The 24,558-nt window shown below is 67.9% G+C and carries 20 protein-coding genes and 1 pseudogene; 7 read left to right on the forward strand and 14 right to left on the reverse strand.

Annotated features, from left to right (window positions below):
• Window positions 1-123, forward strand: a pseudogene (locus ACFVJ3_RS28185) (NAD-dependent malic enzyme); the annotation flags it as partial.
• Window positions 124-205: 82 nt separating this feature from the next.
• On the opposite strand, the gene ACFVJ3_RS28190 reads toward ACFVJ3_RS28185, so the two are convergent.
• The 4 genes from ACFVJ3_RS28190 to ACFVJ3_RS28205 are packed head-to-tail and all read right to left on the reverse strand — an operon-like array spanning window position 206 to window position 3,750.
• Complete coding sequence (locus tag ACFVJ3_RS28190) at window positions 206-910, reverse strand: ABC transporter permease (protein WP_378455191.1); 705 nt, start codon at window positions 908-910, stop codon at window positions 206-208.
• Window positions 907-1,605: an ABC transporter permease gene (locus ACFVJ3_RS28195; protein ID WP_378455192.1), complete on the reverse strand. Its 699-nt coding sequence runs from the start codon at window positions 1,603-1,605 to the stop codon at window positions 907-909. The genes ACFVJ3_RS28190 and ACFVJ3_RS28195 overlap by 4 nt, the downstream gene beginning before the upstream one ends.
• Window positions 1,606-1,609: 4 nt before the next feature.
• Window positions 1,610-2,767: an ABC transporter ATP-binding protein gene (locus ACFVJ3_RS28200; protein ID WP_378455193.1), complete on the reverse strand. Its 1,158-nt coding sequence runs from the start codon at window positions 2,765-2,767 to the stop codon at window positions 1,610-1,612.
• A gap of 11 nt (window positions 2,768-2,778) precedes the next feature.
• On the reverse strand, window positions 2,779-3,750 hold the full coding sequence (locus ACFVJ3_RS28205; protein ID WP_378455194.1) for an ABC transporter substrate-binding protein: 972 nt from the start codon (window positions 3,748-3,750) through the stop codon (window positions 2,779-2,781).
• 143 nt (window positions 3,751-3,893) lie between these two features.
• Here ACFVJ3_RS28205 and ACFVJ3_RS28210 point away from each other — a divergent pair, with 143 nt between their 5' ends.
• Window positions 3,894-4,835: an ABC transporter substrate-binding protein gene (locus ACFVJ3_RS28210; RefSeq protein WP_378455195.1), complete on the forward strand. Its 942-nt coding sequence runs from the start codon at window positions 3,894-3,896 to the stop codon at window positions 4,833-4,835.
• Here ACFVJ3_RS28210 and ACFVJ3_RS28215 read toward each other — a convergent pair.
• From ACFVJ3_RS28215 to ACFVJ3_RS28225, 3 genes are read right to left on the reverse strand one after another with little or no spacing between them, the layout of a single operon-like run.
• Entirely contained in the window at window positions 4,794-5,714 is a 921-nt protein-coding gene (locus tag ACFVJ3_RS28215; protein WP_378455196.1) for an alpha/beta hydrolase, read from the reverse strand. The genes ACFVJ3_RS28210 and ACFVJ3_RS28215 overlap by 42 nt on opposite strands.
• Window positions 5,715-5,721: 7 nt before the next feature.
• A complete protein-coding gene (locus tag ACFVJ3_RS28220) occupies window positions 5,722-6,552 on the reverse strand; it encodes an SDR family NAD(P)-dependent oxidoreductase (RefSeq protein WP_378455197.1) in 831 nt (276 codons plus the stop codon).
• Window positions 6,549-8,150 (reverse strand): flavin-containing monooxygenase, encoded by a 1,602-nt coding sequence (locus tag ACFVJ3_RS28225; protein WP_378455198.1) that lies wholly within the window; start codon window positions 8,148-8,150, stop codon window positions 6,549-6,551. The genes ACFVJ3_RS28220 and ACFVJ3_RS28225 overlap by 4 nt, the downstream gene beginning before the upstream one ends.
• Before the next feature lie 70 nt (window positions 8,151-8,220).
• On the opposite strand from ACFVJ3_RS28225, the gene ACFVJ3_RS28230 reads away from it, so the two are divergent.
• Together ACFVJ3_RS28230 and ACFVJ3_RS28235 are read left to right on the forward strand one after the other, a co-directional pair.
• Window positions 8,221-8,859 carry a TetR/AcrR family transcriptional regulator gene (locus tag ACFVJ3_RS28230; RefSeq protein ID WP_378455199.1) on the forward strand — a complete coding sequence of 213 codons (639 nt, stop codon included), beginning with the start codon at window positions 8,221-8,223 and terminating at the stop codon, window positions 8,857-8,859.
• A gap of 102 nt (window positions 8,860-8,961) precedes the next feature.
• A complete protein-coding gene (locus ACFVJ3_RS28235; protein WP_378455200.1) occupies window positions 8,962-9,930 on the forward strand; it encodes a hypothetical protein in 969 nt (322 codons plus the stop codon).
• Here the strand turns inward: ACFVJ3_RS28235 and ACFVJ3_RS28240 are convergent.
• From ACFVJ3_RS28240 to ACFVJ3_RS28260, 5 genes are all read right to left on the reverse strand, one after another.
• Window positions 9,927-10,109: a hypothetical protein gene (locus ACFVJ3_RS28240; RefSeq protein WP_378455201.1), complete on the reverse strand. Its 183-nt coding sequence runs from the start codon at window positions 10,107-10,109 to the stop codon at window positions 9,927-9,929. The genes ACFVJ3_RS28235 and ACFVJ3_RS28240 overlap by 4 nt on opposite strands.
• Before the next feature lie 106 nt (window positions 10,110-10,215).
• On the reverse strand, window positions 10,216-13,992 hold the full coding sequence (locus ACFVJ3_RS28245) for a multifunctional oxoglutarate decarboxylase/oxoglutarate dehydrogenase thiamine pyrophosphate-binding subunit/dihydrolipoyllysine-residue succinyltransferase subunit (protein WP_378455202.1): 3,777 nt from the start codon (window positions 13,990-13,992) through the stop codon (window positions 10,216-10,218).
• Between the two features lie 111 nt (window positions 13,993-14,103).
• Window positions 14,104-17,976, reverse strand: coding sequence for an ABC transporter ATP-binding protein (locus ACFVJ3_RS28250; protein ID WP_378455203.1), 3,873 nt, complete (start codon window positions 17,974-17,976; stop codon window positions 14,104-14,106).
• 50 nt (window positions 17,977-18,026) lie between these two features.
• Complete coding sequence (locus tag ACFVJ3_RS28255; RefSeq protein ID WP_378455204.1) at window positions 18,027-18,806, reverse strand: ABC transporter permease; 780 nt, start codon at window positions 18,804-18,806, stop codon at window positions 18,027-18,029.
• Window positions 18,803-19,915: an ABC transporter ATP-binding protein gene (locus ACFVJ3_RS28260; protein ID WP_378455205.1), complete on the reverse strand. Its 1,113-nt coding sequence runs from the start codon at window positions 19,913-19,915 to the stop codon at window positions 18,803-18,805. Before ACFVJ3_RS28260 ends, ACFVJ3_RS28255 begins: the two co-directional genes overlap by 4 nt.
• 128 nt (window positions 19,916-20,043) lie before the next feature.
• Between ACFVJ3_RS28260 and ACFVJ3_RS28265 the strand changes: the two genes are divergently transcribed.
• Entirely contained in the window at window positions 20,044-21,426 is a 1,383-nt protein-coding gene (locus ACFVJ3_RS28265; protein WP_378455206.1) for a glutamate decarboxylase, read from the forward strand.
• A gap of 17 nt (window positions 21,427-21,443) precedes the next feature.
• On the opposite strand, the gene ACFVJ3_RS28270 is transcribed toward ACFVJ3_RS28265, so the two are convergent.
• Window positions 21,444-22,130, reverse strand: coding sequence for a hypothetical protein (locus ACFVJ3_RS28270; protein WP_378455207.1), 687 nt, complete (start codon window positions 22,128-22,130; stop codon window positions 21,444-21,446).
• 99 nt (window positions 22,131-22,229) lie between these two features.
• On the opposite strand from ACFVJ3_RS28270, the gene ACFVJ3_RS28275 reads away from it, so the two are divergent.
• Together ACFVJ3_RS28275 and ACFVJ3_RS28280 are read left to right on the forward strand one after the other, a co-directional pair.
• Entirely contained in the window at window positions 22,230-23,084 is an 855-nt protein-coding gene (locus ACFVJ3_RS28275) for a helix-turn-helix domain-containing protein (RefSeq protein WP_378455208.1), read from the forward strand.
• A gap of 4 nt (window positions 23,085-23,088) precedes the next feature.
• Window positions 23,089-23,484 (forward strand): VOC family protein, encoded by a 396-nt coding sequence (locus ACFVJ3_RS28280; protein WP_378455209.1) that lies wholly within the window; start codon window positions 23,089-23,091, stop codon window positions 23,482-23,484.
• A gap of 10 nt (window positions 23,485-23,494) precedes the next feature.
• On the opposite strand, the gene ACFVJ3_RS28285 is transcribed toward ACFVJ3_RS28280, so the two are convergent.
• On the reverse strand, window positions 23,495-24,532 hold the full coding sequence (locus ACFVJ3_RS28285; protein WP_378455210.1) for a glutathione S-transferase family protein: 1,038 nt from the start codon (window positions 24,530-24,532) through the stop codon (window positions 23,495-23,497).
• Between the last annotated feature and the right edge of the window lie 26 nt (window positions 24,533-24,558).

Consider the following 24,558-nt stretch of genomic DNA (forward strand, 5'->3'; position numbering starts at 1 on the left):
TCGGTCGTCGGTGACGAGCTGGCTGTAGACAAGATCGTTCCCAGCCCGCTCGATCCTCGCGTCGCCCCCGCTGTCGCGGAGGCAGTCGCCGCCGCTGCTCACGCAGAAGGCGTCACCGACTAGCGAGAATCCGTCGAACACCCCGATCCGGAACCCGCACCCACGGTTCCGGTGTCGGGGTGTTTGCCGTTGGGTGAATTGTTCGCTACGACGCGGGCTCGGCGATCCGTTCGGATCTCGGGTTGCGGCGCAGGCGGCCGGTCCCCGGAACGGACGCCCACACCGCCAGCGCGAGCAGTCCGTCCACGACGAGAGCGAGGATCGTCACGAGCAGCGCACCGACGAGCACCCGGTCATACTGGCGCAGGGCCAGCCCGTCGAAAATGTAGCGGCCCAGGCCGCCGAGGTTGACGTACGCGGCGACCGTTGCGGTCGCGATGATCTGCAGGGTCGCGTTGCGCAGCCCGCCGAGCATGAGCGGCAGCGCATTCGGGGCCTCGACACGTGTGAGGACCTGCCATTCGGTCATTCCCATCGCGCGGGCCGCGTCCACGACCGTCCGGTCGACGTTCGCGACACCCGCGTACGTGCCCGCGAGCACCGGCGGGATTCCGAGGATCACCAGGGCCAGGATCGGCGGGATGAGGCCCAGCCCGAGCACCAGCACCAGGAACGTCAGCAGACCCAGTGTCGGCAGCGAGCGGAGCGCGTTGACGAGACCGACCACGACCACGTCACCCTTGCGCAGATGTCCGATGATCAGACCGATCGGCACCGCGACCACCGCAGACAATGCGACCGCCAGGAAGCTGTACCAGAGGTGTTCGAGGATGCGGGCGCCGATACCGGTGCTACCCGACCAGTTACCCGGATCGACGATGTACTCCCACGCGCCGCCGAAGATGTTCACGAAGCCTCCTCTGCGGCCGGGGCCGCCGACTGTCCCGCGACCAGCGGCGTGCGCCGGACCTTCTGCTGCCGGGTCCACGGTGTCAGTGCCCAGCCGACCAGGAACAGCAGCAGATCGAACGCGAGGGCCAGAACGACGATCGCGATGATCCCGGCGAGGATCTGGTCCGGATAGTCACGCTGGTAGCCCTGGGTGAACAGGGTGCCGAGACCGCCGATCCCGATCAGCGAACCCACCGACACCAGCGAGATGTTGGTCACGGCCACCACTCTCACGTTCGCGACGAGAACGGGTAGCGCGAGGGGCAATTCGACGGTCAGAGCCCGGCGGAGCAGGGTGAAACCCATCGCGGTGGCGGAGTCGACGACGTCGGCGGGAACGGAGTCGAGGGCCTCGGGCACAGCGCGGATCAGCAGGGCGGTGGAGTAGATCGTCAGCGCGATCACCACATTGAGCGGGTCCAGGATCTGCAGTCCGACGACGGACGGGATCGTCACGAACAGTGCCAGCGACGGGATCGTGAACGCGATGCCCGCGACGATCAGCGTGATCTTCCGCAGCCAGGACGCACCCCGGATCGCGGTCCCCACCGGGACCGCGATGAGCAACCCGATCAGGAGCGGAACCAGCGCGAGGTAGAGATGGGTCTTCGTCAGGTCGACGACGACCGAGAAGTTGTCGATGAGCCATCGCATGGGATCACGGCCCGTCCGGGGTTGCCGGTTGGGTAGTGAAGTAGTGCTCACCCCTCGCACGATCCTCGGCCGCCCGCTGCTCGGCCAGCTTCGCGATCACCTCGGAGCCGAGGATGCCGCCGGTGACCGCGCCGTCGGCGTCGACGGCCACCCCGATGCCCGACGGAGAGGAGATGGCCGCGTCCAGGGCCTGCCGCAGGTCGGCGCCGGGGGCGAAGAGGGATCCGCCCGCCGCAGTGCATTCGGAGACGGGGCGTCCGGCCCGCGCCCCCTCGACACCGGTGACGTCGATCCATCCCCGCGGTACGCCCGCGTCCGTGACGACCAGCACCCATTCGCCCTGTTCGAGCCGGAGCCCGGGCAACTCCTTCTCGGTCGCCGTCCGGATGGTGTGCAGCGGAACCTGATCTGCCGTCCGGAACGACAGTCCGCGGTACCCGCGGTCGCGTCCCACGAACGAGGCGACGAAATCGGTGGCCGGCGCGGACAGCACCGTGTCGGGTGCGTCGTACTGCTGCAACCGGCCGCCCGGTCCGAAGACCGCCACACGGTCACCGAGTTTGACGGCCTCGTCGATGTCGTGGGTGACGAACACGATGGTCTTGCGCATTTCGGCCTGCAGGCGCTGCATCTCGGCCTGCAGGTCTTCGCGGACAACGGGATCGACGGCGCTGAACGGCTCGTCCATCAGCAGGATCGGTGGGTCGGCGGCCAGCGCCCGCGCGACTCCGACGCGTTGTTGCTGCCCGCCGGACAGCTGCCCGGGATAGCGGGAGGCCAGCGCCGGGTCGAGTCCGACGCGTTCGAGCACAGCCAACGCGGCCTTGCGGGCGTTGCGTCGTGAGTCGCCGCGCAGCACCGGCACGGTCGCGACGTTGTCGACCACCGTGCGGTGCGGGAGCAGTCCTGCGCTCTGGATGACGTAGCCGATGCCGAGTCGAAGCTTCACCGCGTCGGTCTGGGCGATGTCGCGGCCGTCGACCGTGATCGTTCCCGCGGTCGGGGTGATCATCCGGTTGATCATCCGCATCGACGTGGTCTTGCCGCAGCCGGACGGCCCGACGAAGACCGTGAACGATTCGGCGTCGATCTCCAGGTCGAGGTTGTCGACCGCCGTCGTGCCGTCCGGGTACTGCTTCGTGACTCCCGAGAATGTGATCACGGCAGGCTCCTCTACGAGACCGGCTTGTCGAGCCCCTGGTCCGTCACCCACTGCTTCGCGGCCGCGGCCGGCTCGGTTTTCGCGTCACCCGAGACGGAATCATTGAGCGCGACAAGCTCTTCGGTGGTCAGCTTCGCCGACAGCGCGTCGAGCGCCCGGGTCAGCTTGTCGGAGGACTTGGTGGCGCGCACCACCGGGACGACATTCTGCGCCGCGAAGTTGTTCTGCGGATCCGTGAGCACCACGAAACCGTTCTGCGCGATCGCCGGGGACGTCGTGAAGATGTCGGCGGCCGTGATCTGCCCCGACGCGAGGGCGTCCACCGTGGCCGGACCGCCGCCGTCGGCGATCGGGACGAAATTGTCGGCCGTGATGTCGAGGCCGTACTTGGCCTTCAGGCCGGGCAGACCACCGGGACGTTCCTGGAACTCGGCGGGTGCACCGAACTTCACCTCGTTCGAGTGCGCCGCGAGATCCGCGATGGAGGTGAGGTTCCAGCGCTGCGCCGTCTCCTTCGTGACGACGACGGCATCCTTGTCCTCAGCCGGGGCCGGGGTGGTGATCGTCAGTTCCGAACCGAGAGCGGCAGGCAGCGCGGCATCCACGTCGGCGGCGCTCGTGGCCGTCGAATCCGGGTCGAGATACTGCAGCAGGTTGCCCGTGTAATCGGGGATGACGTCGATCGACCCGTCCTTCAGCGCGGGAATGTAGGCCTCACGGCTGCCGATGTTGAACTTCGTCGTCACGTCGAACCCGTTGGCGCGGAGCACCTCGGTGTAGATGTTCGCGACCGTCTCCGATTCGGGGAAGTTCGCCGATCCCACGATGATCGTGTTGGGGTCGTCACCCGATCCCTCGCCGCCGGAGGACAGGGGGTCGGATCCGCCGCCGCACGCCGCGAGCGACACGACGGCCACCGTCGCGAGAGCGATACTGCCAACGGAGCGGCGGGTGAAGCCCGACAGAATTCGTGAGGTGCGCATGAGCGTCCTTCCCGTTGTCACCGGCGCCGGACCTGCCGACGGAAACCGGTGGACGCGTTTCCGCGCCATCGGTTGGCCAGTGTAACGATAGGGGCGGACAGGGCACGGTTTTCGACCAGCTCGAGGTAAACGAAAGGCGCGACGTGGCACACACACGGACAGACGAATCGGCCGAGCGCCCGGGGCCATGGTCCCGGGCACTGATCGCCGCGTCCGCGCTGCTACTGCTCGCGGGGGTGGCGTCGGGATGCGCAGGCGGTGACACGACCCTCGACGGTTCCGCGGGGCAGGGGGCGGGCGAGATCGTGGTGGGTGCGGGTGACGGAGCAGAGAGCCGGATCCTGGCCGAAATCTATGCGGGTGCCCTGCGTTCGACCGGGGCGCCGGTCACCACCGACGGGGGCCTCGGTGACCGGACCGCGTACCTCGGACAGCTCGATGCCGGAAGCGTCACGCTGGTGCCGGAGTTCACGGGCCGGTTGTTGCGCTACTACGACCCCGAATCGACGCAAACGGAGCAGGACGATGTGTTCGAGGCATTGAGCAAGGCTCTGCCGCAGGGACTTTCGATCTCCGACTTCGCGGCCGCCGAGGACAGGTCGGCGCTGGCGGTGACCCCGCAGACGTCCGGACAGCTGGATCTCACCACCCTCGACGAACTTGTTCCCTCGTGCGGCAGGAGCACGGCCGTGCTCGCCCCGGCGTTCGAGGCCGACGCTCTTCCCGACCTGACCGGTTGCACGTTCGCGCAGACCCGGACGGTGGCCGACGACGACGCCGCCGTCGGCGAACTCGCCGCCCCCGCACCGGCGGACGGAGCCGTGCGGGTGGCCGGGGTGACCACCGCGTCACCCGCCGTCGCGGGCGCGGATCTGGTGCTGCTGGCGGACGACGATCACGTGTTCACCGCACAGAACGTGGTGCCGCTGTTCCGGATCGGGACCCTCGGCGAAGCCCAGCTGAAGGCGTTGAACGTCGTGGCGGGTGAGCTGACGACCGCGGACCTGGCCGACATGATCGGCCAGGTCCGCGGTGGTGCCGATTCAGCCGACGTGGCGCGGGTGTGGCTCGACGCCCATCTGTGAACCCAGGAACGCCCCGAGTTCCGCCACCGCGTCCGCGGCCTCGCGGACCAGGGACGCCTGGAGGTGGGCGACGTGCCACAGCCGGGCGTACTCGGTGAGCGTGACGTCCACGTCCGACTCGTTCAGCTTGTCGACGAACTCCATGATCTGCGGGTAGAGCACCTCGTCCACCCCGACATGGATCAGTGTCGGCGGCAGTCCCGCCAGATTTCCGTGCAGCGGTGCGTAACCCGGATCGTGCACGTCCCCGTTGCCCAGGTACTTCTCGGCGGCATCGAACGACCACGCCGTGTTGACCACGAGATCCCGGTCCCGCGACGTGTCACGCCGGCCGGGATCGACCCACGGAGAGATCAGCGCCAACGCGGCCGGAGTCACACCGTGCCGGTCGATCAGGCGGCGCGCGGTGGCGACCGTGAGGCCACCGCCCGCCGAATCGCCGGCGATGGCGAGTTGCTCTGTCTCGTAACCGTGTTCCGTGTTCAGCTCCAGGTACGCCGCGACCGCGTCCTCGAGCCCGGCCGGGAACGGATGCTCCGGAGCCAGCCGGTAGTCGAGGGTGTAGACGACGCTGCCGGATTCCCTGGCGATGTGAGCGGCCAGCGAACGGTGCGTGGCGAGCGAGCCGATCGTGTACGCCCCACCGTGCAGGTAGAGCACAGCGGTCCGGCGTTCGGTGGCTCCCACCGTGATTCGCTCCGCCGGCCGCCCGGCCAGCGAGGTCGGGCGGACGACGGCACCCGCAGGCACCTGCTGCAACCGAGCGCCGAGGTCGAGGATCGCCCTCTGGACGGCGTACGGGAGTCGGGCATTGAGGCTGAGGCGGTAGAACGGCCGGAGGGCCGTCGCGACGACCGGCAGCGGCAGGTGGAAGCTCATCGGTACCTCAGTTCGACTTGGGGAGGACTCGTCCGGCGACGATGGCAACCACACGCTGGTAGCTCGGTCCGGCGAGCCGCACCCAGGCGTCGAGGAACTTGGCGTCGGCGCCGATCAGGACGCGCGGCTTGCTCTTGCGGACACCGTTCACGATGGTCTCGGCAGCCGCCTCCGGAGTGGTGCGTGCGAGCTTCTGGTCGAAGAACTTCGCGAACGTGTCGAGGTCCTCGCCCGGTCCCGCGGTGGCGTTGCGGGCGATGGCCGTCTTGATGCCACCGGGGTGCACACACGTCACCTTGACGGGGTGCCTGGCGATCAGCATCTCCTGGCGCAACGACTCGGTGAAACCGCGCACCGCGAACTTCGCCGAGTTGTACGCGCTCTGACCCGGCATGGACAGCAGGCCGAAGAGGCTCGAGACGTTCACGACGTGGCCGTCGCCCGACGCGATGAGATGCGGCAGGAAGGCCTTGGTGCCGTTGACGACTCCCCAGAAGTCCACGTCCATGATCTTCTCGATGTCCTTGAACTCGGACTTCTCGAACTCACCGTGGTAGGCGATGCCGGCGTTGTTGTACACCTGGTTGATCTTGCCGAAGTGGGCCCGCACCTCGTCGGCGTACGCGAGCACCGCCTCGCGCTGGGTGACGTCCAGGTGATCGGCCTTGACCTCGGCGCCCAGCGCCTCGGCCTGGCGTGCGGTCTCGGCGAGCCCGACCGTGTCCATGTCCGAGATCGCCAGCCGGGCACCCCGGCCCGCCAGGTTGAGGGCGAGCGCCCTGCCGATACCGGATCCGGCTCCGGTGATCACGACTACCTTGCCTGCGAACTCGCTCACTGTGCTGTCACCTTGTCGTCGTCGAGGTCGATCTGTGCCGGGATGGCGGCTGGGCCGGGGATCTTGCCGTTCACGTGCACGGGTGCAGGCAGATCGGCGGCGGCCACGCTGTCGTACGCGGTGAGGTCGAAGCGCTTCGTCTCGTTCCGGAACTGGAATGTGAAGCCCGGCCACAGCGTGGTGTTGTTGCCGTGCTTGTCGAGGTACCAGCTCGCGCACCCACCGTTGTTCCAGACGCTGTGCGACAGCTTCTCCTGGAGTTCGGCGTTGTACCGGTCCTGGGCGGCCTGACGGACCTCGATCTTGCCGATGCCGTACTTGTCGAGCGTCTGCAGGGCGTCGACGAGGTAGTTGAGCTGCGACTCGATCATGAAGACCATCGAGGTGTGGCCCAGACCGGTGTTCGGGCCCACCAGGAAGAACATGTTGGGGAAGTTCGCGATCGCGGCGCCCTTGTAGCCCTGCTGTCCGCCCTGGTCGAAGACGTCGGCGAGCGAGCGGCCGTCCTTGCCGAAGATGCCCTCGAACGTGGGGGAGTCGGTGACGTGGAAGCCGGTGGCGACGACGATGGCGTCGACCTCGCGGACGGTGCCGTCCTTCGAGATCACCGAGTTGGCCGTGACCTCGGCGATGCCGTCGGTCACCAGGTCGACGTTGCCCTGTGCGAGGGTGGGGTAGTAGTTGTTCGAGATCAGCATGCGCTTGCAGCCGATCTGGAAGTTCGGCGTGACCTTCTTGCGCAGATCCTTGTCCTTGATCTGGCGGCGCAGGTGGCGTTCGGCCGCGATCTGCAGTGGCTTCATGAACACGGGGGCCTTCGCGAGTCCGACGACCTGGCTCTCGCGCATCCAGTAGATCCCGGTGCGGCACAGCTTCTGGAAGCCGGGGAGGTACTTGAACGCGGTGTGCTCGAGCTTCGTGTACTCGCGGTCCGCCCGGGGCAGGATCCACGGCGCCGTGCGCTGGTACACGTCGAGGTGCGACACCTTCTTGCCGATGGCGGGCACGATCTGGATGGCCGAGGCGCCGGTGCCGATGACGGCGACGCGCTTCCCCGTCAGGTCGGCGTCGTGGTTCCAGCGGGCGGAGTGGAAGATCTCGCCCTCGAAGCCTTCGATGCCCTTGATGTCGGGGAGGGACGGCTCGCACAGTGCACCGACCGCGGAGACGACGACCTTCGCGACGAAGTTGCCCTTGGTGGTGCTGACCTCCCAGCGGGTGGTCGACTCGTTCCAATGGGCGGACTGCACGTCACAGCCGAAGTGGTGCTTGTCGCGCACCTTGTACTTGTCGGCCACCGACCGGATGTACTTCTGGATCTCGGGCTGCGTCGAGAACGACCGAGTCCACTCCGGGTTCAGCGCGAACGAGTAGGAGTACAGATGTGAGGGAACATCGCATGCCGCGCCCGGGTACGTGTTGTCTCGCCAGGTGCCGCCGACGTCGGTGCCGCGTTCGAGCACGAGGAAGTCGGTCTTGCCTGCCTGGGTCAGCTTGATCGCCGCGCCGAGGCCGGCGAACCCGCTGCCGATGATCAGCGTGTCGATATGCCGGACACCTGCGGTAGGGGCGGAAGTATCTGTGACGGGGAGACTCATGTAAGAAACAATAGGGCGCTATTGAGGGGCAGTCAATAGCCTATTGACCTTCGTTCAGTAGTCTTGTCTCATGGACGTCGTGAAGCGGACCCGTCTCAGCCCAGAACAACGGCGCGCGCAACTGATCGACCTCGGCGCGAAGATGCTGGCGCAGCGCCCGTTGGAGCAGATCTCCGTCGAGGACATCGCCGATCAGGCCGGTGTCTCCCGCGGTCTCCTGTTCCACTACTTCGCGTCCAAGCACGACTTCCACCTCGAGATCGTGCGGCACACCAGCAGTGAGATGCTCGCCCGCACCGCCCCCGACCCGTACGTCGGGGAAGCGCGGGATCCGATGCAGATCCTGCGCTCGGTGCTCGCGTCGTACGTCGACTACGTCAGCGAGAACCGTGGCACGTACGTGTCGCTCCTGCGGGGAACGGCGAGTGGCGACCCGGACATGCGCGCCGTCTTCGAGGAGACCCGTGCCGTGATGTCCGAACGGACCCTCGAACAACTGCCTGCGATCGGGATCGAGCCCACCCGGGCGGTCGAACTCGCCGTCCGGGGCTGGATCGCCTACGTCGAGGAAGTCACGATCACCTGGCTGCGCGACCCGCACCTGACCCGCGACGAACTGATCGAACTCAACGTCCAGGCCCTTCCCGCGCTCGCCGTCGCCGCCGCACCCGAGATCGCCGCCGCGCTGGTGTCGGCCACCACGACCTGACACCCCTAGTACTCGGGGTACACCCGTAGTACCCGCGGGTGGCACCGGTTTCATTCCCCGGCGTGACGTGGCGACGCATGCGATGTTCCTAGCGTTCTCGTCATGACCACCCTCGATCTTCGCTCCCGCATCGTCGCGTCCCGCCAGGTGCCGCTGGCGGTGATGGTCGCTGCGATGTCCGCACTCGCACTCGTGTGCGCCGTCGGACTCCTCGTGGACGACCGGACCGTGCTCGGGGTGTCCGTGTGGCTCAAACCGCTGAAGTTCGCGGTCTCCTTCGCGCTCTACGGGGCCACCCTGGCGTGGATGCTGACCCTCCCGCACCGAGGCAGCAGATGGACCCGGGTCATGGCGACGGTGTTCGCCGTGACCGGCATCATCGATGTCGGATTCATCGCGGTACAGGCCGCCCGCGGAACGTTCAGCCACTTCAACACGTCCGACGACGCCGTCAACACGATCGGTCAGTACGTGTTCATGACCGGTGTCCCCGGACTGTTCGTCGCGAACCTCGTGATCGCCCTGATTCTGCTGTTCCAGCGCGTGGGGGATCGTCCCCTCACCCGAGCCATCCATGCGGGCATGTTCCTGGCGGTGGCCGGCATGGCACTCGGGTACCTCATGGGATTCCAGGGCCGGCAGACCACGACCGACGCGAACGGTCGCGTCGTCGAACTCGCCGCACGGCACAGCGTCGGCGTCACCGACGAGAATCCGGGACTGCCGGTCACCAACTGGAGCACGTCCGGTGGCGACCTCCGCATCGCGCACTTCGTCGGACTGCACGGACTGCAGGTGATGCTGATCGGCGCCCTCGTCCTGAGCGTCCTCGCGTCGCGGATTCCGTGGCTTCGCAGCGAGGGAACCCGAGCGTCCCTGACGGCCGTGCTGGCGGTCGCCTACGCCGGGGGACTCGCCCTGCTCACGTGGCAGGCGTTCCGTGGTCAGCCGCTGATCCATCCCGACGCGCTCACCCTCGTCGTCCTCGGCGGACTTCTCGCCGCCACCGCAGTCGCCGTCCGGACCGTGAGGTCGCGGGCGGACGCTGGGCCGCAGGCAGGGCCGGCCTAGAGATGCCGCAGGAAGCGGTCGGGTCCGTCGAGGAACGATCGCCAATTGCGGACGAGATCGAGCTGATTCCACTCGGGGTAGTCGATGCCGTCGTCGCCGTTCTCACCCACGATCACCGTGACCGGCCGCTCGAATGCCAGCCCGTTGTCGCACAGTTCCGCGACCGCGGGGAGTTCCATATAACGAAGCCGGGTCGAATCCGCTCCGTGGAGTGAACTCGACCCGGCTCAGTGGCAGATCAGTCAATCAAACGCTCAGCTGAATGCTTCAGCCGTTACACGCTCTTCAGCCGAAGGCTTCATCGATGATCTCCTGCTGTTCCACAGCGTGCACCTTGCTCGAACCCGAGGACGGGGCCGACATCGAACGACGCGAGATGCGCTTGATTCCGGACAGCTTGTCGGGCAGCAACTCAGGCAGAGCGAGACCGAAGAACGGCCACGCACCCTGGTTGGCCGGCTCCTCCTGAACCCACCGGAACTCGGTGGCGTTCGGGTAGCGGTCCAGCGTCTCGCGGAGACGACGGCTCGGAACCGGGTACAGCTGCTCGATGCGGACGATCGCGATGTCCTCGCGGTTGTCCTTCTGCTTCTTCGCCAGCAGCTCCCAATACAGCTTGCCGCTGACGAGGAGGACACGACGAACCTTGTCGCGTTCGGCGTTGCCCGTCTCGTACGTGGGCTCCTCGAACACCGAGCGGAACTTACCGGTGGTGAAGTCCTCGACGTCGGAGACCGCAGCCTTGTTCCGCAGCATCGACTTCGGCGTGAAGACGACCAGCGGGCGGCGGATTCCGTCGAGCGAGTGGCGACGCAGCAGGTGGAAGTAGCTGGCCGGGGTGGACGGCACGGCCACGGTCATCGAACCTTCGGCGCACAACTGCAGGAAGCGCTCGATACGACCGGACGTGTGGTCGGGGCCCTGACCCTCGTGGCCGTGCGGCAGCAGGAGCACGACGTCGGACAGCTGGCCCCACTTGGCCTCACCGGACGAGATGAACTCGTCGATGATCGGCTGCGCGCCGTTGACGAAGTCACCGAACTGCGCCTCCCACAGCACGAGCGCGTCCGGGTTGCCCACGGAGTAGCCGTACTCGAAGCCGACGGCGGCGAACTCGCTGAGTGCGGAGTCGTAGACCAGGAACTTGCCGGGGTTCTCGCTGCCGAGGTTCTGCAGCGGGGTGTACTCGGCGCCGGTCTTGCGGTCGATGAGGACCGAGTGACGCTGCGTGAACGTGCCGCGCTTGGAATCCTGGCCGGACAGGCGAACCATCTTGCCCTGGTCGACCAGCGAACCGAACGCGAGCAGCTCGGCGAAGGCCCAGTCGATCTTGCCCTCGCGGGACATTTCACGGCGCTTCTCGATGACCGGCTTGACGCGCGGGTGCACGGTGAAGCCCTCGGGCACGTTGACGAACGCGTCGCCGATCCGCTCGAGCACCGAGTCGTCGACGGACGTCTTCAACTTGGTGGGCAGCACCTGGTCGAGCTCGACCGACTCACTGGGCTCCGGCGTGTACTTCTCGAGTTCACGAACCTCGTTGAACACCCGTTCCAGCTGGCCCTGGTAGTCGCGCAGTGCGTCTTCGGCTTCCTTCAGCGAGATGTCGCCGCGGCCGATCAGGGATTCGGTGTAGCTCTTACGCACGCTGCGCTTGGTGTCGATCACGTCGTACATCGCCGGCTGCGTCATCGACGGGTCGTCGCCCTCGTTGTGACCGCGACGGCGGTAGCAGATCATGTCGATGACGACGTCCTTCTGGAACTTCTCCCGGAAGTCGACAGCGAGCTGGGCGACCCAGACGCAGGCCTCGGGGTCGTCGCCGTTCACGTGGAAGATCGGCGCGCCGATCATCTTCGCGACATCCGTGCAGTACTCGGACGAACGCGAGTGCTCCGGGGCGGTGGTGAAACCGACCTGGTTGTTGACCACGATGTGCACGGTGCCGCCGGTGCGGTACCCGCGCAGCAGCGCAAGGTTCAACGTCTCGGCCACAACACCCTGACCGGCGAACGCGGCGTCGCCGTGCAGCATGAGCGGCAGGACGGTGAAGCCGTCCTCGCCCTTGTCGAGGATGTCCTGCTTCGCGCGGACCAGGCCTTCGAGGACCGGGTCGACCGCCTCGAGGTGCGACGGGTTCGCCGTCAGCGACACGGTGATGTCGTTGTCGCCGAACATCTGGATGTACGTGCCCTCGGCGCCGAGGTGGTACTTCACGTCGCCGGAGCCGTGAGCGGCCGCCGGGTTCATGTTGCCCTCGAACTCGGTGAAGATCTTCGAGTACGGCTTGCCGACGATGTTCGCGAGAACGTTGAGGCGACCGCGGTGCGGCATGCCGATGACGACCTCGTCGAGCTGGTGCTCGGCGGCCTGGTCGATGACGGCGTCCATCATCGGGATGACGGACTCGGCGCCCTCGAGGGAGAAGCGCTTCTGGCCGACGTACTTGGTCTGCAGGAACGTCTCGAACGCCTCGGCGGCGTTGAGCTTGCTCAGGATGTACTTCTGCTGGGCGACCGTGGGCTTGACGTGGTGCGCCTCGACCCGGTCCTGCAGCCACTGCTGCTGCTCCGGCTCCAGGATGTGTGTGTACTCGACACCGACGTGGCGGCAGTACGCGTCGCGCAGCACGCTGAGCACGTCGCGCAGCTTCATCTTCTCCTGGCCGTGGAAGCCGCCGACCTTGAATTCGCGGTCGAGGTCCCACAGGGTCAGGTCGTGCGTGCGGACGTCCAGGTCCGGGTGGCTGCGGAACTTGTCCTTGACGAACTGCAGCGGATCCGTGTCGGCCATCAGGTGACCGCGGTTGCGGTACGCGGCGATCAGCTCGAGAACACGGGTGTTCTTGTCGACGGCGCCTTCGGGCACGTCCTTGCGCCAGCGGACCGGCTCGTAGGGGATGTGCAGCGCGTGGAAGATCTCGTCGTAGAACTCGTCGCTGATCAGCAGGTTGTGGATGGTCCGGAGGAAGTCGCCGGACTCGGCACCCTGGATGATGCGGTGGTCGTACGTCGAGGTGAGCGTCATGAGCTTGCCGACGCCGATCTCGGCGAGGCGCTCGTCGCTCGCGCCCTGGAACTCGGCGGGGTACTCCATCGCGCCGGCACCGATGATGGCGCCCTGGCCGTTCATCAGCCGCGGCACGGAGTGCACGGTGCCGATGCCGCCGGGGTTGGTGAGCGAGATCGTGACACCCGAGAAGTCTTCGGCGGTGAGCTTGCCGTCACGCGCGCGCCGGACGATGTCCTCGTAGGCGCTGTAGAACTGCGTGAAGTTGTGGGTGTCGGTGTTCTTGATCGCGGCGACGACGAGGGACCGGCTGCCGTCCTTGCCCGGCAGGTCGATGGCCAGACCGAGGTTGGTGTGTGCGGGGGTGACCGCGTTGGGCTTGCCGTCGATCTCGGCGAAGTGCCGGTTCATGTTCGGGAACGCCTTGACCGCCTGCACGATTGCGTAACCCAGCAGGTGGGTGAACGAGATCTTGCCGCCGCGGGTACGGGCGAGGTGGTTGTTGATGACGATCCGGTTGTCGAACATCAGTTTCGCAGGGATGGCGCGAACGCTGGTGGCGGTCGGAATGGCCAGCGAGGCCGACATGTTCTTGGCGACGGCAGCAGCTGCGCCGCGGAGAACCTTCGACTCTTCTACTGCAGGAGCGGGAGCGGATGCCTTCGCGTCCTTCGCTGCGGTCTCCTTCGCGGGTGCGGCCTTCTTGGGGGCCTCGGTCTTCGCGGCAGCAGCCTTCGGAGCTGCACCGTTGGGTGCAGTCTTCGGTGCGGCGCCGTTGGCCGTCTTGGTCTGAGGCTTGGGTGCGGTCTCGGACTCGGGAGCCGGGGGAGTCGACGCCTTGGCGGAGGGAGCGGCAGCAGGTGCGGCGGTGGTGGTGCCGTTCGTGCCGTGTCCGTTGGCTGCGCCTGCCTTGGCGGCGGCGTCGGGAGAGTAATCCGTCAGGAATTCGTGCCAACTCGCGTCCACGGACGACGGATCGTCCTGGAAACGCTGGTACATCTCGTCAACCAACCACTGGTTCTGTCCGAACTGGGATGTAGAGCTGCTGCTCACGGCAGGTGTTCGCCTCGTTTCTATTTCGGTACCCGATCAGAGCGCCTATATACATGAGACTAGCCCTCGCGTGTGACGTGTAGATCGCCAGGCCTGCACGTGTGAGCTGTCTCACGGCCAACCGATGGGGTCACCATCGATGACGGTTCTCGCCCCGCGATTATTCCCCGACCCGGCCTCCGCCGCATCCCACAGTCCCGAATAGTGGCCACCGGCATAGCGCAGGGTGGCGTGCGATCCGGTCTCGACCACCCGCCCCTTGTCGATGACGAGGATCACATCTGCCCGGGCCGCGGTGGCCAGTCGGTGGGCCACCACCACTGACGTCCGGGTGCGGGTCACACGGCTGCTCGCCTCGAGAACTACCTGCTCGGTGGCCGGATCGAGCGTCGCGGTCGCCTCGTCGAGCAGCAGCAGGTCGGGGTCGACCAGCTCGGCACGGGCGAGCGCGATCAGCTGACGCTGGCCCGCCGACAGCCCCTGCCCGCGCTCGCCGATGGGGTGATGCATCCCACCCCGCAATCCGGCGATCGTGCCCAGCGCTCCGACCGCGCGGGCAGCGTCCGCGATCTCAGCGCGGCTCGCATCCGGGCGGCCGTACGCGATGTTGGTGGCGACGGTCCCGGTGAACAGGTGGGCCTCCTGGGGGACGACGCCGAGGCGTCCGCGGTATGCGCCGAGCGGGTACCGGCGGAGATCGACGTCGTCGACGAGCACCGCGCCGGACGTCGGGTCGTAGAAGCGGGCGAGCAGTTTCACGATGGTCGACTTGCCGGCGCCGGTCCGGCCGACCAAGGCGACGGTGGTGCCGGCGGGGATGTGCAGGTCGATGTCGGTCAGGGCGTCGCTGTCGGCGCCCTGATAGCGGAACCCGACGTCGCGTAGGCACAGCTCGCCGCGCAGGTGCCCGTCGATCGGCTGGAGGTTCTCGCGCGAGGTTGCCCGCTCGATGGAACTGGGTGTGCGGAGCAGATCCCCGATCCGGAGCAGACCCACACTGGCCTGCTGGTACCCGTCGAACACCTGCGACAGCTGCTGGATGGGCCCGAACAGGAGCCCGAGGTACAACACGAAGGCGACGAGCGTCCCGGTCGTCGTGTCGCCGCCCGCCACCTGGCGCGAACCGACGAACACCACGGCGGCCAGGGCGAGGTCCGAGAGGAACGCGATGAACGGGAAATACAGCGAGATCGCCCGCTGTGACCGCATCCGGCTGCGCCGGTAACTGTCGGCACGCTCGGCGAACCGGCGGGCGGCGAACCCTTCGCGACGGTACGCCTGGGCGGCGCGGAGCCCGGCGATGTTCTCCTGGAAGTCGGCGTTGACGAGTGAGATCCGCTCACGCGAGACCGTGTACGCCACCGAGGAGATCCTGCGGAAGATCAGCGTCGCGACGACGAGCGGCGGGATGACGGCGAGCGCCACCAACGCGAGCGTGACGTCGGTGGCGACGAGGGCGACGGAGATACCGAAGACGGTCAGGACACTCACCACGGCGGTGGACATCCCCGTCTGGATGAACGACGACAACGCGTCGACGTCGGTGGTCATCCGGGTCATGATGCGGCCGGACAGCTCGCGCTCGTAGTAGTCGAGTCCGAGCCGCTGCAGGTGTGCGTAGCTGCGCACCCGCAACCCGAACAGCACACGTTCTCCCGCTCGGGCGGTGAGGACCGTCATCAGGGCGACGACGAGCCAGCCGGCGACCACGAGAGCGACGCCCACCCCGGCCGCGGTCCACAGCGTCGCGGAGTCCTGCGGGACGACACCGCGGTCGATCGCGAACCGGACGATCGACGGGAACGCGATCCCCGCGAGCGAGTCGAGCGCGAGGCAGACGACGACGGCGACCAGGAGGGCGCGGACCGGTCGCAGGATCCGCGACAGCCGGAAGTCGGGCTCGGGCAGGCGCAGGTTCCGGGTATCGATACCCGGGCTCTCGACGGCGGGCGGCAGCGCGTTCACGGCCTGCCGAAGTTCCGGGGTCGCGGCCACGTTGCCCAGCGCTCCCGCCATCGGTCCGCCGGCGGCACGGCCGCCGCCGGGGCCCGCGCCGGGAGCCGGGGTGCGGCCGGACGAGGCGGGCACGTCCCACTCCTCGACGTCCTGCGGCCACAACTCGGACTCGGACGGCATGCGCTGATACGGCATCGGCTCGCTCGGTGCGGGGACGCTGACGTCGATGGGGCCCGCGTTGTCGGGGGAGGCGAACAGTGCGCGGAAGAGCGGGCACCGTTCGTCGAGTTCGGCCACCGTGCCGGAATCGATGATCCGTCCGCCGTCGAGCACGGCGACGCGGTCGGCGAGCGACAGGGTCGACCGGCGATGCGCCAGGATCAGCGCCGTCCGTCCGCGATTCGCGCGCAGCGCCGCGAAGATCGACGCCTCGGTGGTGGCGTCGACGGCGGAAGTGGCGTCGTCGAGGATCAGCACCCTCGGGTCGGTGAGGAGCGCGCGTGCCAGTGCGATCCGCTGACGCTGCCCGCCGGAGAGCGTGAGACCGCGTTCGCCGACCACGGTGTCGTAGCCGTCCGGCAATGCGGAGACGAACTCGTCGGCGGCGGCCATGTCGGCGGCGGCGCGGATCTCCTCGGCGCTGGCGTCGGGCCTGCCGAGGGCGATGTTGGCCGCGATGGTGTCGGAGAAGAGGAACGGTTCGTCGAACACGAGGCCGACGGCTTCGCGCAACTGCTCGGCGCTCAGGTGCGCGACGTCGAACGACTCGCCCGCCGACGTGAGGGCTACGGAACCCGAGGACGGGGCGTAGAAGCGGGGGAGCAGCAGCGACAGGGCGGTCTTGCCGGAGCCCGCCATCCCGACCACCGCGACCGTCTCGCCGGGCGCGATGCGCAGGTCGAGTCCGCGGAGGATGTGCCGGTCCGACTCGAATCCGAACGTGACCGAGCGCAGGTCCACACCCAGCGGTCCGCCGGGCAGTGCGGTGGGGTGCGGCGGGTCCGCGACCTCCGGTTCGGCGTCGATCACCTCGTACACGCGCTCGACGGCGGCCCTGGACAGCTGGGCCATGATCACGACCGACGACAGCGTCCGGGTGACGCCGGTCATCGTGGCGACGTACGTGGCGAAGGCGAGGAACGTGCCGATCGTGATGGAGCCGTGCAGGGCCAGGTAGCCGCCGACGGCGATGACGCCGACGAGACCGAGCTGGGGCAGCGCTGCCATGGTCGGCGCGAAGCGCGCGTTGATCCGGGCGGCTCGCAGGCGTTCCGCGTACAGCGTCCGGCTGTGGTCCTCGAGCTGGTCGACGGCCCGGCGCTCCTGGCCGAAGCCCTTGACGACGCGGACGCCGGTCACGGTCTCCTCGACGTGCTGCGCGAGGTCGGCCGCCCGCTGCTGCGCCGACCAGGTGGCCGCGAACAGTTTCGGCCTCATCGCGTAGACGACGAGGCACACGGCGGGAACGATCACCAGCGCGACGACGGTCAGCAGCGGTGACAGCCAGGCCATGATGCCGAGCGCGAGGACGAATTGGAGCAATGCGCCCGCCGACAACGGGACCATCGCGAGCAGACCCTGAACCAGCTGGAGGTCGGTGATGGACCGGGAGACCACCTGACCGGTGCGGATCTGATCCTGCCCCCGCCCGTCGAGTCGTTGCAGCGCGCCCAGCAGGCCCAGCCGCAGATCGTGCTGGACGTCGAGCGACAGCTTGCCGGCGAGCATCCGGCGGCCGTACTGGCAGCCGAAGCGGACGCACGCGAGCAACGCGATGAGCAGGGCGGCGATGCCGATCACCTGGGTGGCGCGACCCGATCCCGCGGCGTCGACCGCGTACTTGGTGAGGAGAGGGAACGAGATGTCGATACCCGCGGCGACGATCGTCACGGACAGGGCACCGAGTGCGACCCGGCGGTGCGCCCAGCACTCACCGCTCAGCCGTCGAATCCAGCCCGGCCGTGCCTGATCCTGCTCCAGCGTCTGCTCCCGTTCGATCACCGAACCGGACGCACTCTCACTTACCACTGGATCCACGTTAGCGCCGGGTACCGACAGGGTCAGCACCCGGCGCGGCGTCAGGTGATGTCGCGCTGCCGCGTGAGCGCCCAGCCGCCGCCGACGAAGACCGCGGTCCACACGAGCAGGGCGAGGGGCGCGGTTGGCCAGAGCGTGAGCCAGTCGATCTCGTTGCCCGCGGCCGCGTTCGCGACCGTCCCGAGGGTGGCCGACACGGGGAGGACACTGCCGACGGAGCCGATGCCGATCCCGCTGAGGATCGAGCGGAGGATCATCTCGCCGAGGGTGTACCAGACCACCAGGGCGATGCAGCTTCCGACGGACGAGCCGGTGAGCATCGACACGCCGCCGCCGATGAGCGCCCACAGCGCCCCACAGATCAGGGCCGCCCCGAGCATGGCGAACAGGGATCCGCGCAGTTCGAAGGTGTCACCGCCGAACGTCAGCAGCAGGGCGACGCTGACCAGCTCCACCACGAGGCAGTAGAAGAAGCCGAAGGCCGCGGTGACGGCGAGTTTGGTGCCGATCACCCCGTCCCGGCCGCGGGCGGTGAGGAACGTGGTGGTGAGGGTCTTGTACCGGAATTCCGTGCCCACGTTCACCGCCCCGAAGACCGCGGCGAACAGGACGACGAGGGCGACCGCGACCGCCAGCCCGAACAGGGTCGCGGCGAGGTTGGCCTCGCTCGGATCGGCCTCGAACGCGTCGGTGAACGCACGCATCACCGGCAGGGTGATCGCGCTCGAGAACATCCCGACGATCAGTGGTGCAAGTCCGAGCATCCACCAGAACCGCAGTGTGGTGACCTTGCGGAATTCCGCGGTGAGCAGCGCTGTCATCGCGGACCTCCGGACATCGGACCGTGCTGGGGGTGTGCGGGTGGTGGACCGTAGCCCGGTGGTGGGGCGTACCCGGGAGGCGGACCGTAACCCGGCTGTGGGGCGTACCCGGGAGGTGCGTACCCGGGCTGGGGCGCGTATGTCGGCGGTGGGCCGTATCCCGAGGGCGCCGCGGCGCTCGCTCCGGCCACGTACTGGCCTGCGGTCATCGACAGGAAGAGTTGCTCGAGGTCGATGTGATCGCCGACGGCTCCGAAAATCGTGACCCCGGCTTCGGCGGCGACGGCCTCGACGAGTTCGAGGGACGCGCCGACGACGGCGAGGCGACCGTCCGCGAGCGACCGGGCATCGACGACGCCCTTGGCGGCCAGAGCGGTCGCCAGCGCGGGCGGGCTCGAGGACGCGACCAGCAGCCGGCTCTGCTGCGACTTGCGCAGCTCCTCCATGCGTCCCTGATAGACGAGGGAGCCGCGGCTGACGATCACGAGATTGTCGACGGTCTGCTCCACTTCGCGGAGGATGTGGCTCGAGATCAGCACGGTTCGGCCGGATGCGGCGAAGCCTTTGAGGAATTCACGCAGCCAGGCGATGCCCTCGGGGTCGAGTCCGTTGGCCGGTTCGTCGAGGATCAGGATCCGCGGATCACCCAGCAGCGCCGTCGCCAGCGACAGTCGCTGACGCATGCCGAGAGAGAAGCCGCCCGCCTTGCGTCCGGCGACGTCCTCGAGCCCGACGAGTGCGAGCACCTGCAGTGCGCGTGCGTCCGGTACGCGGATCGCGGACGCGTACACCTTCAGATGGTCGAGTGCAGTCCGGTTGGGGTGCAGGCTCTGCGAGTCCAGGACGGCGCCGACCGTGCGCGCGGGGTCGACGAGGAGGCGAATCGGGACACCGGCGACCGTCGAGGTGCCGGACGTCGGCTTCACGAGACCGAGGATCATCCGCAGGGTCGTGGTCTTGCCCGACCCGTTGGGACCGAGGAATCCGGTGATCGAACCCTGCGGCACGGTGAAGCTGAGGTCCGTGACCGCGTCGACGTTCTTGAAGCGTTTCGACAGCCCCCGCACCTCGATCGGCGCCGTGAAACTTCCCGGGATTGCTGTGGTCAACCCGTCCTCCCCTGCCACAATCGAATGGAACTGTTTCGACCCTACTGGGCTGCCGTGCCGAGATTCACCAACTGACGTACAGGGCGTCTGCGACGGCGCATGCTGAAACCAATCGATTGGGGACGCACATGAGCAAGCACCACCATCACCATCGCGACGTCATTTCCCCCGCGTACACGGGGCGCCTCTCGATCGACCCGTTTCCGGCGCTGCGGCTGCCGGACGACGAAACCGATCCCGAGGCCGCCTACCGGTTCATCCACGACGAGTTGATGCTCGACGGCAGTTCGCGGCTGAACCTGGCCACGTTCGTCACCACGTGGATGGATCCCGAGGCCGACAAGCTGATGGCCGAGACGTTCGACAAGAACATGATCGACAAGGACGAGTACCCCGCGACCGCGGCGATCGAGTCCCGGTGCGTGTCGATGGTGGCCGATCTGTTCCACGCTCCCGATCTGTCGAACACCGACCCGGCCAGCGCGACCGGCGTCTCGACGATCGGTTCGAGCGAGGCGGTCATGCTCGGTGGTCTCGCGCTCAAGTGGCTGTGGCGGGCGAAGCGGGAGGCGGCCGGGAAGGACACTGCCCGACCGAATCTGGTGCTCGGCAGCAACGTCCAGGTGGTGTGGGAGAAGTTCTGCCGGTACTTCGACGTCGAGCCGAAGTACCTGCCGATGGAGAAGGGCCGCTACGTCATCACGCCGGAGCAGGTGCGGGACGCGGTCGACGAGAACACCATCGGAGCGGTCGTGATCGTGGGCACCACCTACACGGGGGAACTCGAGCCGGTGGCCGCGATCGCGGCGGCTCTCGACGAACTCGCCGCGTCCGGCGGCCCGGACGTCCCGATCCACGTGGACGCGGCGAGCGGTGGGTTCGTCGTTCCCTTCCTGCAACCGGAGTTGTTGTGGGACTTCCGGGTTCCGCGCGTGGCCTCGATCAACGTGAGTGGTCACAAGTACGGATTGACGTATCCGGGGATCGGGTTCGTGGTGTGGCGCGACCGTGAGCATCTTCCCGAGGGGCTGGTGTTCCGGGTCAACTACCTGGGCGGCGACATGCCGACGTTCACCCTGAACTTCTCGCGGCCCGGCAATCAGGTGGTGGGGCAGTACTACAACTTCCTGCGACTCGGCCGGGCCGGCTACCGGTCGATCATGGAGACGCTGCGCGACACCGCAGTTCGCGTGGGCAGACGCATCGCCGAGATCGAACACTTCACCCTGATCACGGACGGCACCGACATTCCGGTGGTGGCGTTCGAACTCGTCGGCGACCCAGGGTTCACGGTCTTCGACGTGTCACACGAGTTGCGGGCGCGGGGGTGGCAGGTGCCCGCCTACACGATGCCCGCCGACGCGGAGGACGTGGCGGTCCTGCGCATCGTCGTGCGCGAGGGCTTCAGCGCCGATCTCGGATCCCTCGTCGCCGAGGCGATCGAGGAAGTGTGTGCCGAACTCCGCGAAAAGGGTGGCGGGCGTTCGACGGAACAGCACTTCGCCCACTAGCTGCTTCGTCTACCGGCTCAGGCTTCGATCGCGCGGATCTCGTCCGGCCAGCGGGCCGGGGCGGGCCCGAACGCTTCGCGTGCGTTCTTGACGACGCCCTTGCCGATAGCCCGGTTACCCGCGCCGCCGATGGCCGCGCCGATGCCGGCGGGCACGAGTTTGCCGAGGACCAGCGCGCTGCGGCGGGCGGCGTACTTGGTGATGAACTTGCGCACCAGGGTGCTGTTCATACCCTTCATGGTGGGGCCGGGTATGCGGCTCGTGATGGCGCTCGCCCAGTTCTTCGCCGTGACGCCCGTCGCCTTCTGGACGATTTCCATGCCCGATTCGCCCAGCGCCACCGAGAGGACGAGTGCGCGCCGTTGCTGGTGGTCGGCGGCGGAGATGCCGTGCACCGACGCGACAGCGAGAGTGAGCAGCGCCGCCGCTTCCAGGAAGAACGCCGATTCGGCGCCCACCGCCGCGATGGACGCGACGGTGCCGACCCCGGGAATGGCGGCGGTGGCGCCGACTGCGCTGCCGCTGCCCGTCACGGCCAGCAGGAACATCTTCTCCATGCGCTCGACGATCTGCGCGGGCGACTCACCGGGGTGCGAGCGCCGGACCCATTCGACGTACTTGGCCACCGCGGGAGCCTGGAGACGGCTTCCGTTGTCGAGGACCGAGACCAGTACCTTCTCCACCGGTCCACCATTGCCAGCCATCGGGGCTCCCGTCTCGCCGTGTGCTTCGAGTGTGCTGGCACCGACTGTAGGTGAGTGAACGCTGTGGCCGGTGACGGCACCGTTGCCTAGGCTAGTTTCGTGAGCGTCGCCGACAGCGATACCGCGGTGTCGTCCGGGGCCTTCCGGCGCCCGGCGGCATCGTTGCGCGGTCTGGTCACGGGATACGACGGCTATCGGCTGGCCGGTTTCGAGCCCGGCATCCACCTCGGTCTGCCGTCGCCGTGCCTGACAGTGATCGTGACGATCGACGAGCCGCTCGACATCGCCGCCCAGGCGACGCCCGAGCAGGCGCCCGGTCGTTACGACACTCTCGCCAGCGGCATCGCCACGGCACCGGTGACGATCCGGCACGACGGCAATCAGCACGGCGTCCAGTTGGCCCTCAGTCCGCTCGGCGCCCGGGCGCTGCTGGGGGTGCCCACCGCCGCCCTCGGCGCCTGGGTCGTCGGCCTCGAGGAACTGCTCGGTCCGGACGCGGGGGAACTGGCCGAGCGGCTGTCGCTCGAACCCGGCTGGGACGAACGGTTCGCGATCCTCGACGAGGTCCTGACGCGCCGCGCGGCGCCGGCGGAGATCGACCCGCACCTCACCCGCGCCTGGCATCTGCTCGTCGCCGGCGAGGGCCCCCGGGTCGGTGATGTCGCGCACGACGTCGGCTGGAGCCGAAGGCATCTGGTGAACAAGTTCGTCGCGGAGTACGGCGTGACGCCCAAGGACGTGGTGCGGTTGTCCCGTTTCCACCGCTCGCACCGGATGCTCGGGGGTGCCACCGGGGTGACGCTCGCCGACGTGTCCGCGGTGTGCGGGTATTACGACCAGGCCCACATGGCGCGGGACTGGCGCGACCTCGCGGGCGTCCCACCGTCGCGGTGGCGTGAGATCGACCCGTTCTCATTCGTCCAAGACCCCTACCACGACGACGGCGCAGAGTGATGACATGACTACTTCGACGCACACCACATATGTGTGGCCCACCCTCGTCTACCGCGACGCGCGGGCCGCGATCCGCTTCCTCGTCGACGCCTTCGGGTTCGCCGAGAACGCGGTGTACGGCGAGGGCGACCGGGTCGATCACGCCGAACTCGGCTGGCCGAAGGGCGGCGGGATCATGCTCGGCTCGCCCAGTGAGGACTCGGTCATCAGCGACCTGCCGCCCGGGACGGGCTCGGTGTACCTCGTCGTCGACGACCCCGACGCGCTCCACGAGCGCGCCGTGGCCGCCGGCGCCACGATCGTCCGCGGACTGCGCGACGAGGACTACGGATCGCGCGGCTTCACCTGCCGCGACCCCGAGGGCGTGTTCTGGAGTTTTGGCACCTACACCGGCGCGTAGGCCCGCCCGATCACGCTCCGTGCCCGGCCGGGACCTGCTCGCCGGGCTTCGGCGGAGGCGGCGGCGTGCCGTCCCCGAACGGCCTGCCGCCCAGCTGTTCACGCCCGTGTGGCTCGAGCCAGCCGGACAGGTCGGGACCCTTCGGCACGATCCGGGTGGGATTGATGTCGGTGTGCACGATGTAGTAGTGCTGCTTGATCTGGGTGAAGTCGATGGTGTCGCCGAACCCGGGTGTCTGGAAGAGATCGCGGGCGTAGCTCCACAGCACGGGCATCTCGTCGAGTTTGTTGCGATTGCACTTGAAGTGTCCGTGGTAGACGGCGTCGAACCGGGCCAGGGTGGTGAACAGACGCACGTCCGCCTCGGTGATCGTGTCTCCGACGAGGAACCTGCGGTCGGTGAGACGGTCCTCGAGCCAGTCGAGGCGGGTGAACAGGCGGTCGTACGCAGATTCGTACGCCTCCTGGGATCCGGCGAAACCGCACCGGTACACGCCGTTGTTGACATCGCGGAACACGAGATCGGCGACCTCGTCGATCTCGTCCCGGAGCGGCTCGGGGTAGAGGTCGGGAGCGCCGTCGCGGTGGTGCTGCGTCCATTCCGAGGACAGATCCAGGGTGATCTGCGGGTAGTCGTTGGTGACCACCTGCCCGGTGGGGACGTCGACGATCGCGGGCACGGTGATGCCCCGGGAGTAGTCGGGGAAGCGTGCGAAGTACGCGTCCTGCAGGCGCGGGATCTTCAGCGCGGGATCGACGCCGCCCGGATCGAGATCGAAAGTCCAGCTGCGCTTGTCGTGGGTGGGGCCGCACAGTCCCATCGACAACACGTCCTCGAGCCCGAGCAGTCGCCGGACGATGATCGCGCGGTTGGCCCACGGGCACGCCCGGGCGGCGACGAGGCGGTACCGGCCGGGTTCGACGGGATAGCCGTCGCGGCCGTCGGCCGTGATACGGGTGGGGATGTAGTGGGTGTCGCGTGTGAACTCGGCGCCGGATTCGACGTAGGCGCTTTCCGTGCTGTGCGGTTCTGCCGTTCGGTCTGTCATGGTCGACTCGTCCCCGTCTTTCGATG

This window comes from Rhodococcus sp. NPDC127593 (assembly GCF_042671975.1).
Classification (GTDB): Bacteria; Actinomycetota; Actinomycetes; order Mycobacteriales; family Mycobacteriaceae; genus Rhodococcus_F.

Coding starts and splice junctions, on each gene's coding strand:
- ACFVJ3_RS28280 (WP_378455209.1), top strand. CDS start 23,089: ATGACTACTTCGACGCACACCACATATGTGTGGCCCACCCTCGTCTAC.
- ACFVJ3_RS28270 (WP_378455207.1), bottom strand. CDS start 22,130: ATGGCTGGCAATGGTGGACCGGTGGAGAAGGTACTGGTCTCGGTCCTC.
- ACFVJ3_RS28235 (WP_378455200.1), top strand. CDS start 8,962: ATGACCACCCTCGATCTTCGCTCCCGCATCGTCGCGTCCCGCCAGGTG.
- ACFVJ3_RS28265 (WP_378455206.1), top strand. CDS start 20,044: ATGAGCAAGCACCACCATCACCATCGCGACGTCATTTCCCCCGCGTAC.
- ACFVJ3_RS28215 (WP_378455196.1), bottom strand. CDS start 5,714: ATGAGCTTCCACCTGCCGCTGCCGGTCGTCGCGACGGCCCTCCGGCCG.
- ACFVJ3_RS28285 (WP_378455210.1), bottom strand. CDS start 24,532: ATGACAGACCGAACGGCAGAACCGCACAGCACGGAAAGCGCCTACGTC.
- ACFVJ3_RS28230 (WP_378455199.1), top strand. CDS start 8,221: ATGGACGTCGTGAAGCGGACCCGTCTCAGCCCAGAACAACGGCGCGCG.
- ACFVJ3_RS28240 (WP_378455201.1), bottom strand. CDS start 10,109: ATGGAACTCCCCGCGGTCGCGGAACTGTGCGACAACGGGCTGGCATTC.
- ACFVJ3_RS28205 (WP_378455194.1), bottom strand. CDS start 3,750: ATGCGCACCTCACGAATTCTGTCGGGCTTCACCCGCCGCTCCGTTGGC.
- ACFVJ3_RS28225 (WP_378455198.1), bottom strand. CDS start 8,150: ATGAGTCTCCCCGTCACAGATACTTCCGCCCCTACCGCAGGTGTCCGG.
- ACFVJ3_RS28195 (WP_378455192.1), bottom strand. CDS start 1,605: ATGCGATGGCTCATCGACAACTTCTCGGTCGTCGTCGACCTGACGAAG.
- ACFVJ3_RS28255 (WP_378455204.1), bottom strand. CDS start 18,806: ATGACAGCGCTGCTCACCGCGGAATTCCGCAAGGTCACCACACTGCGG.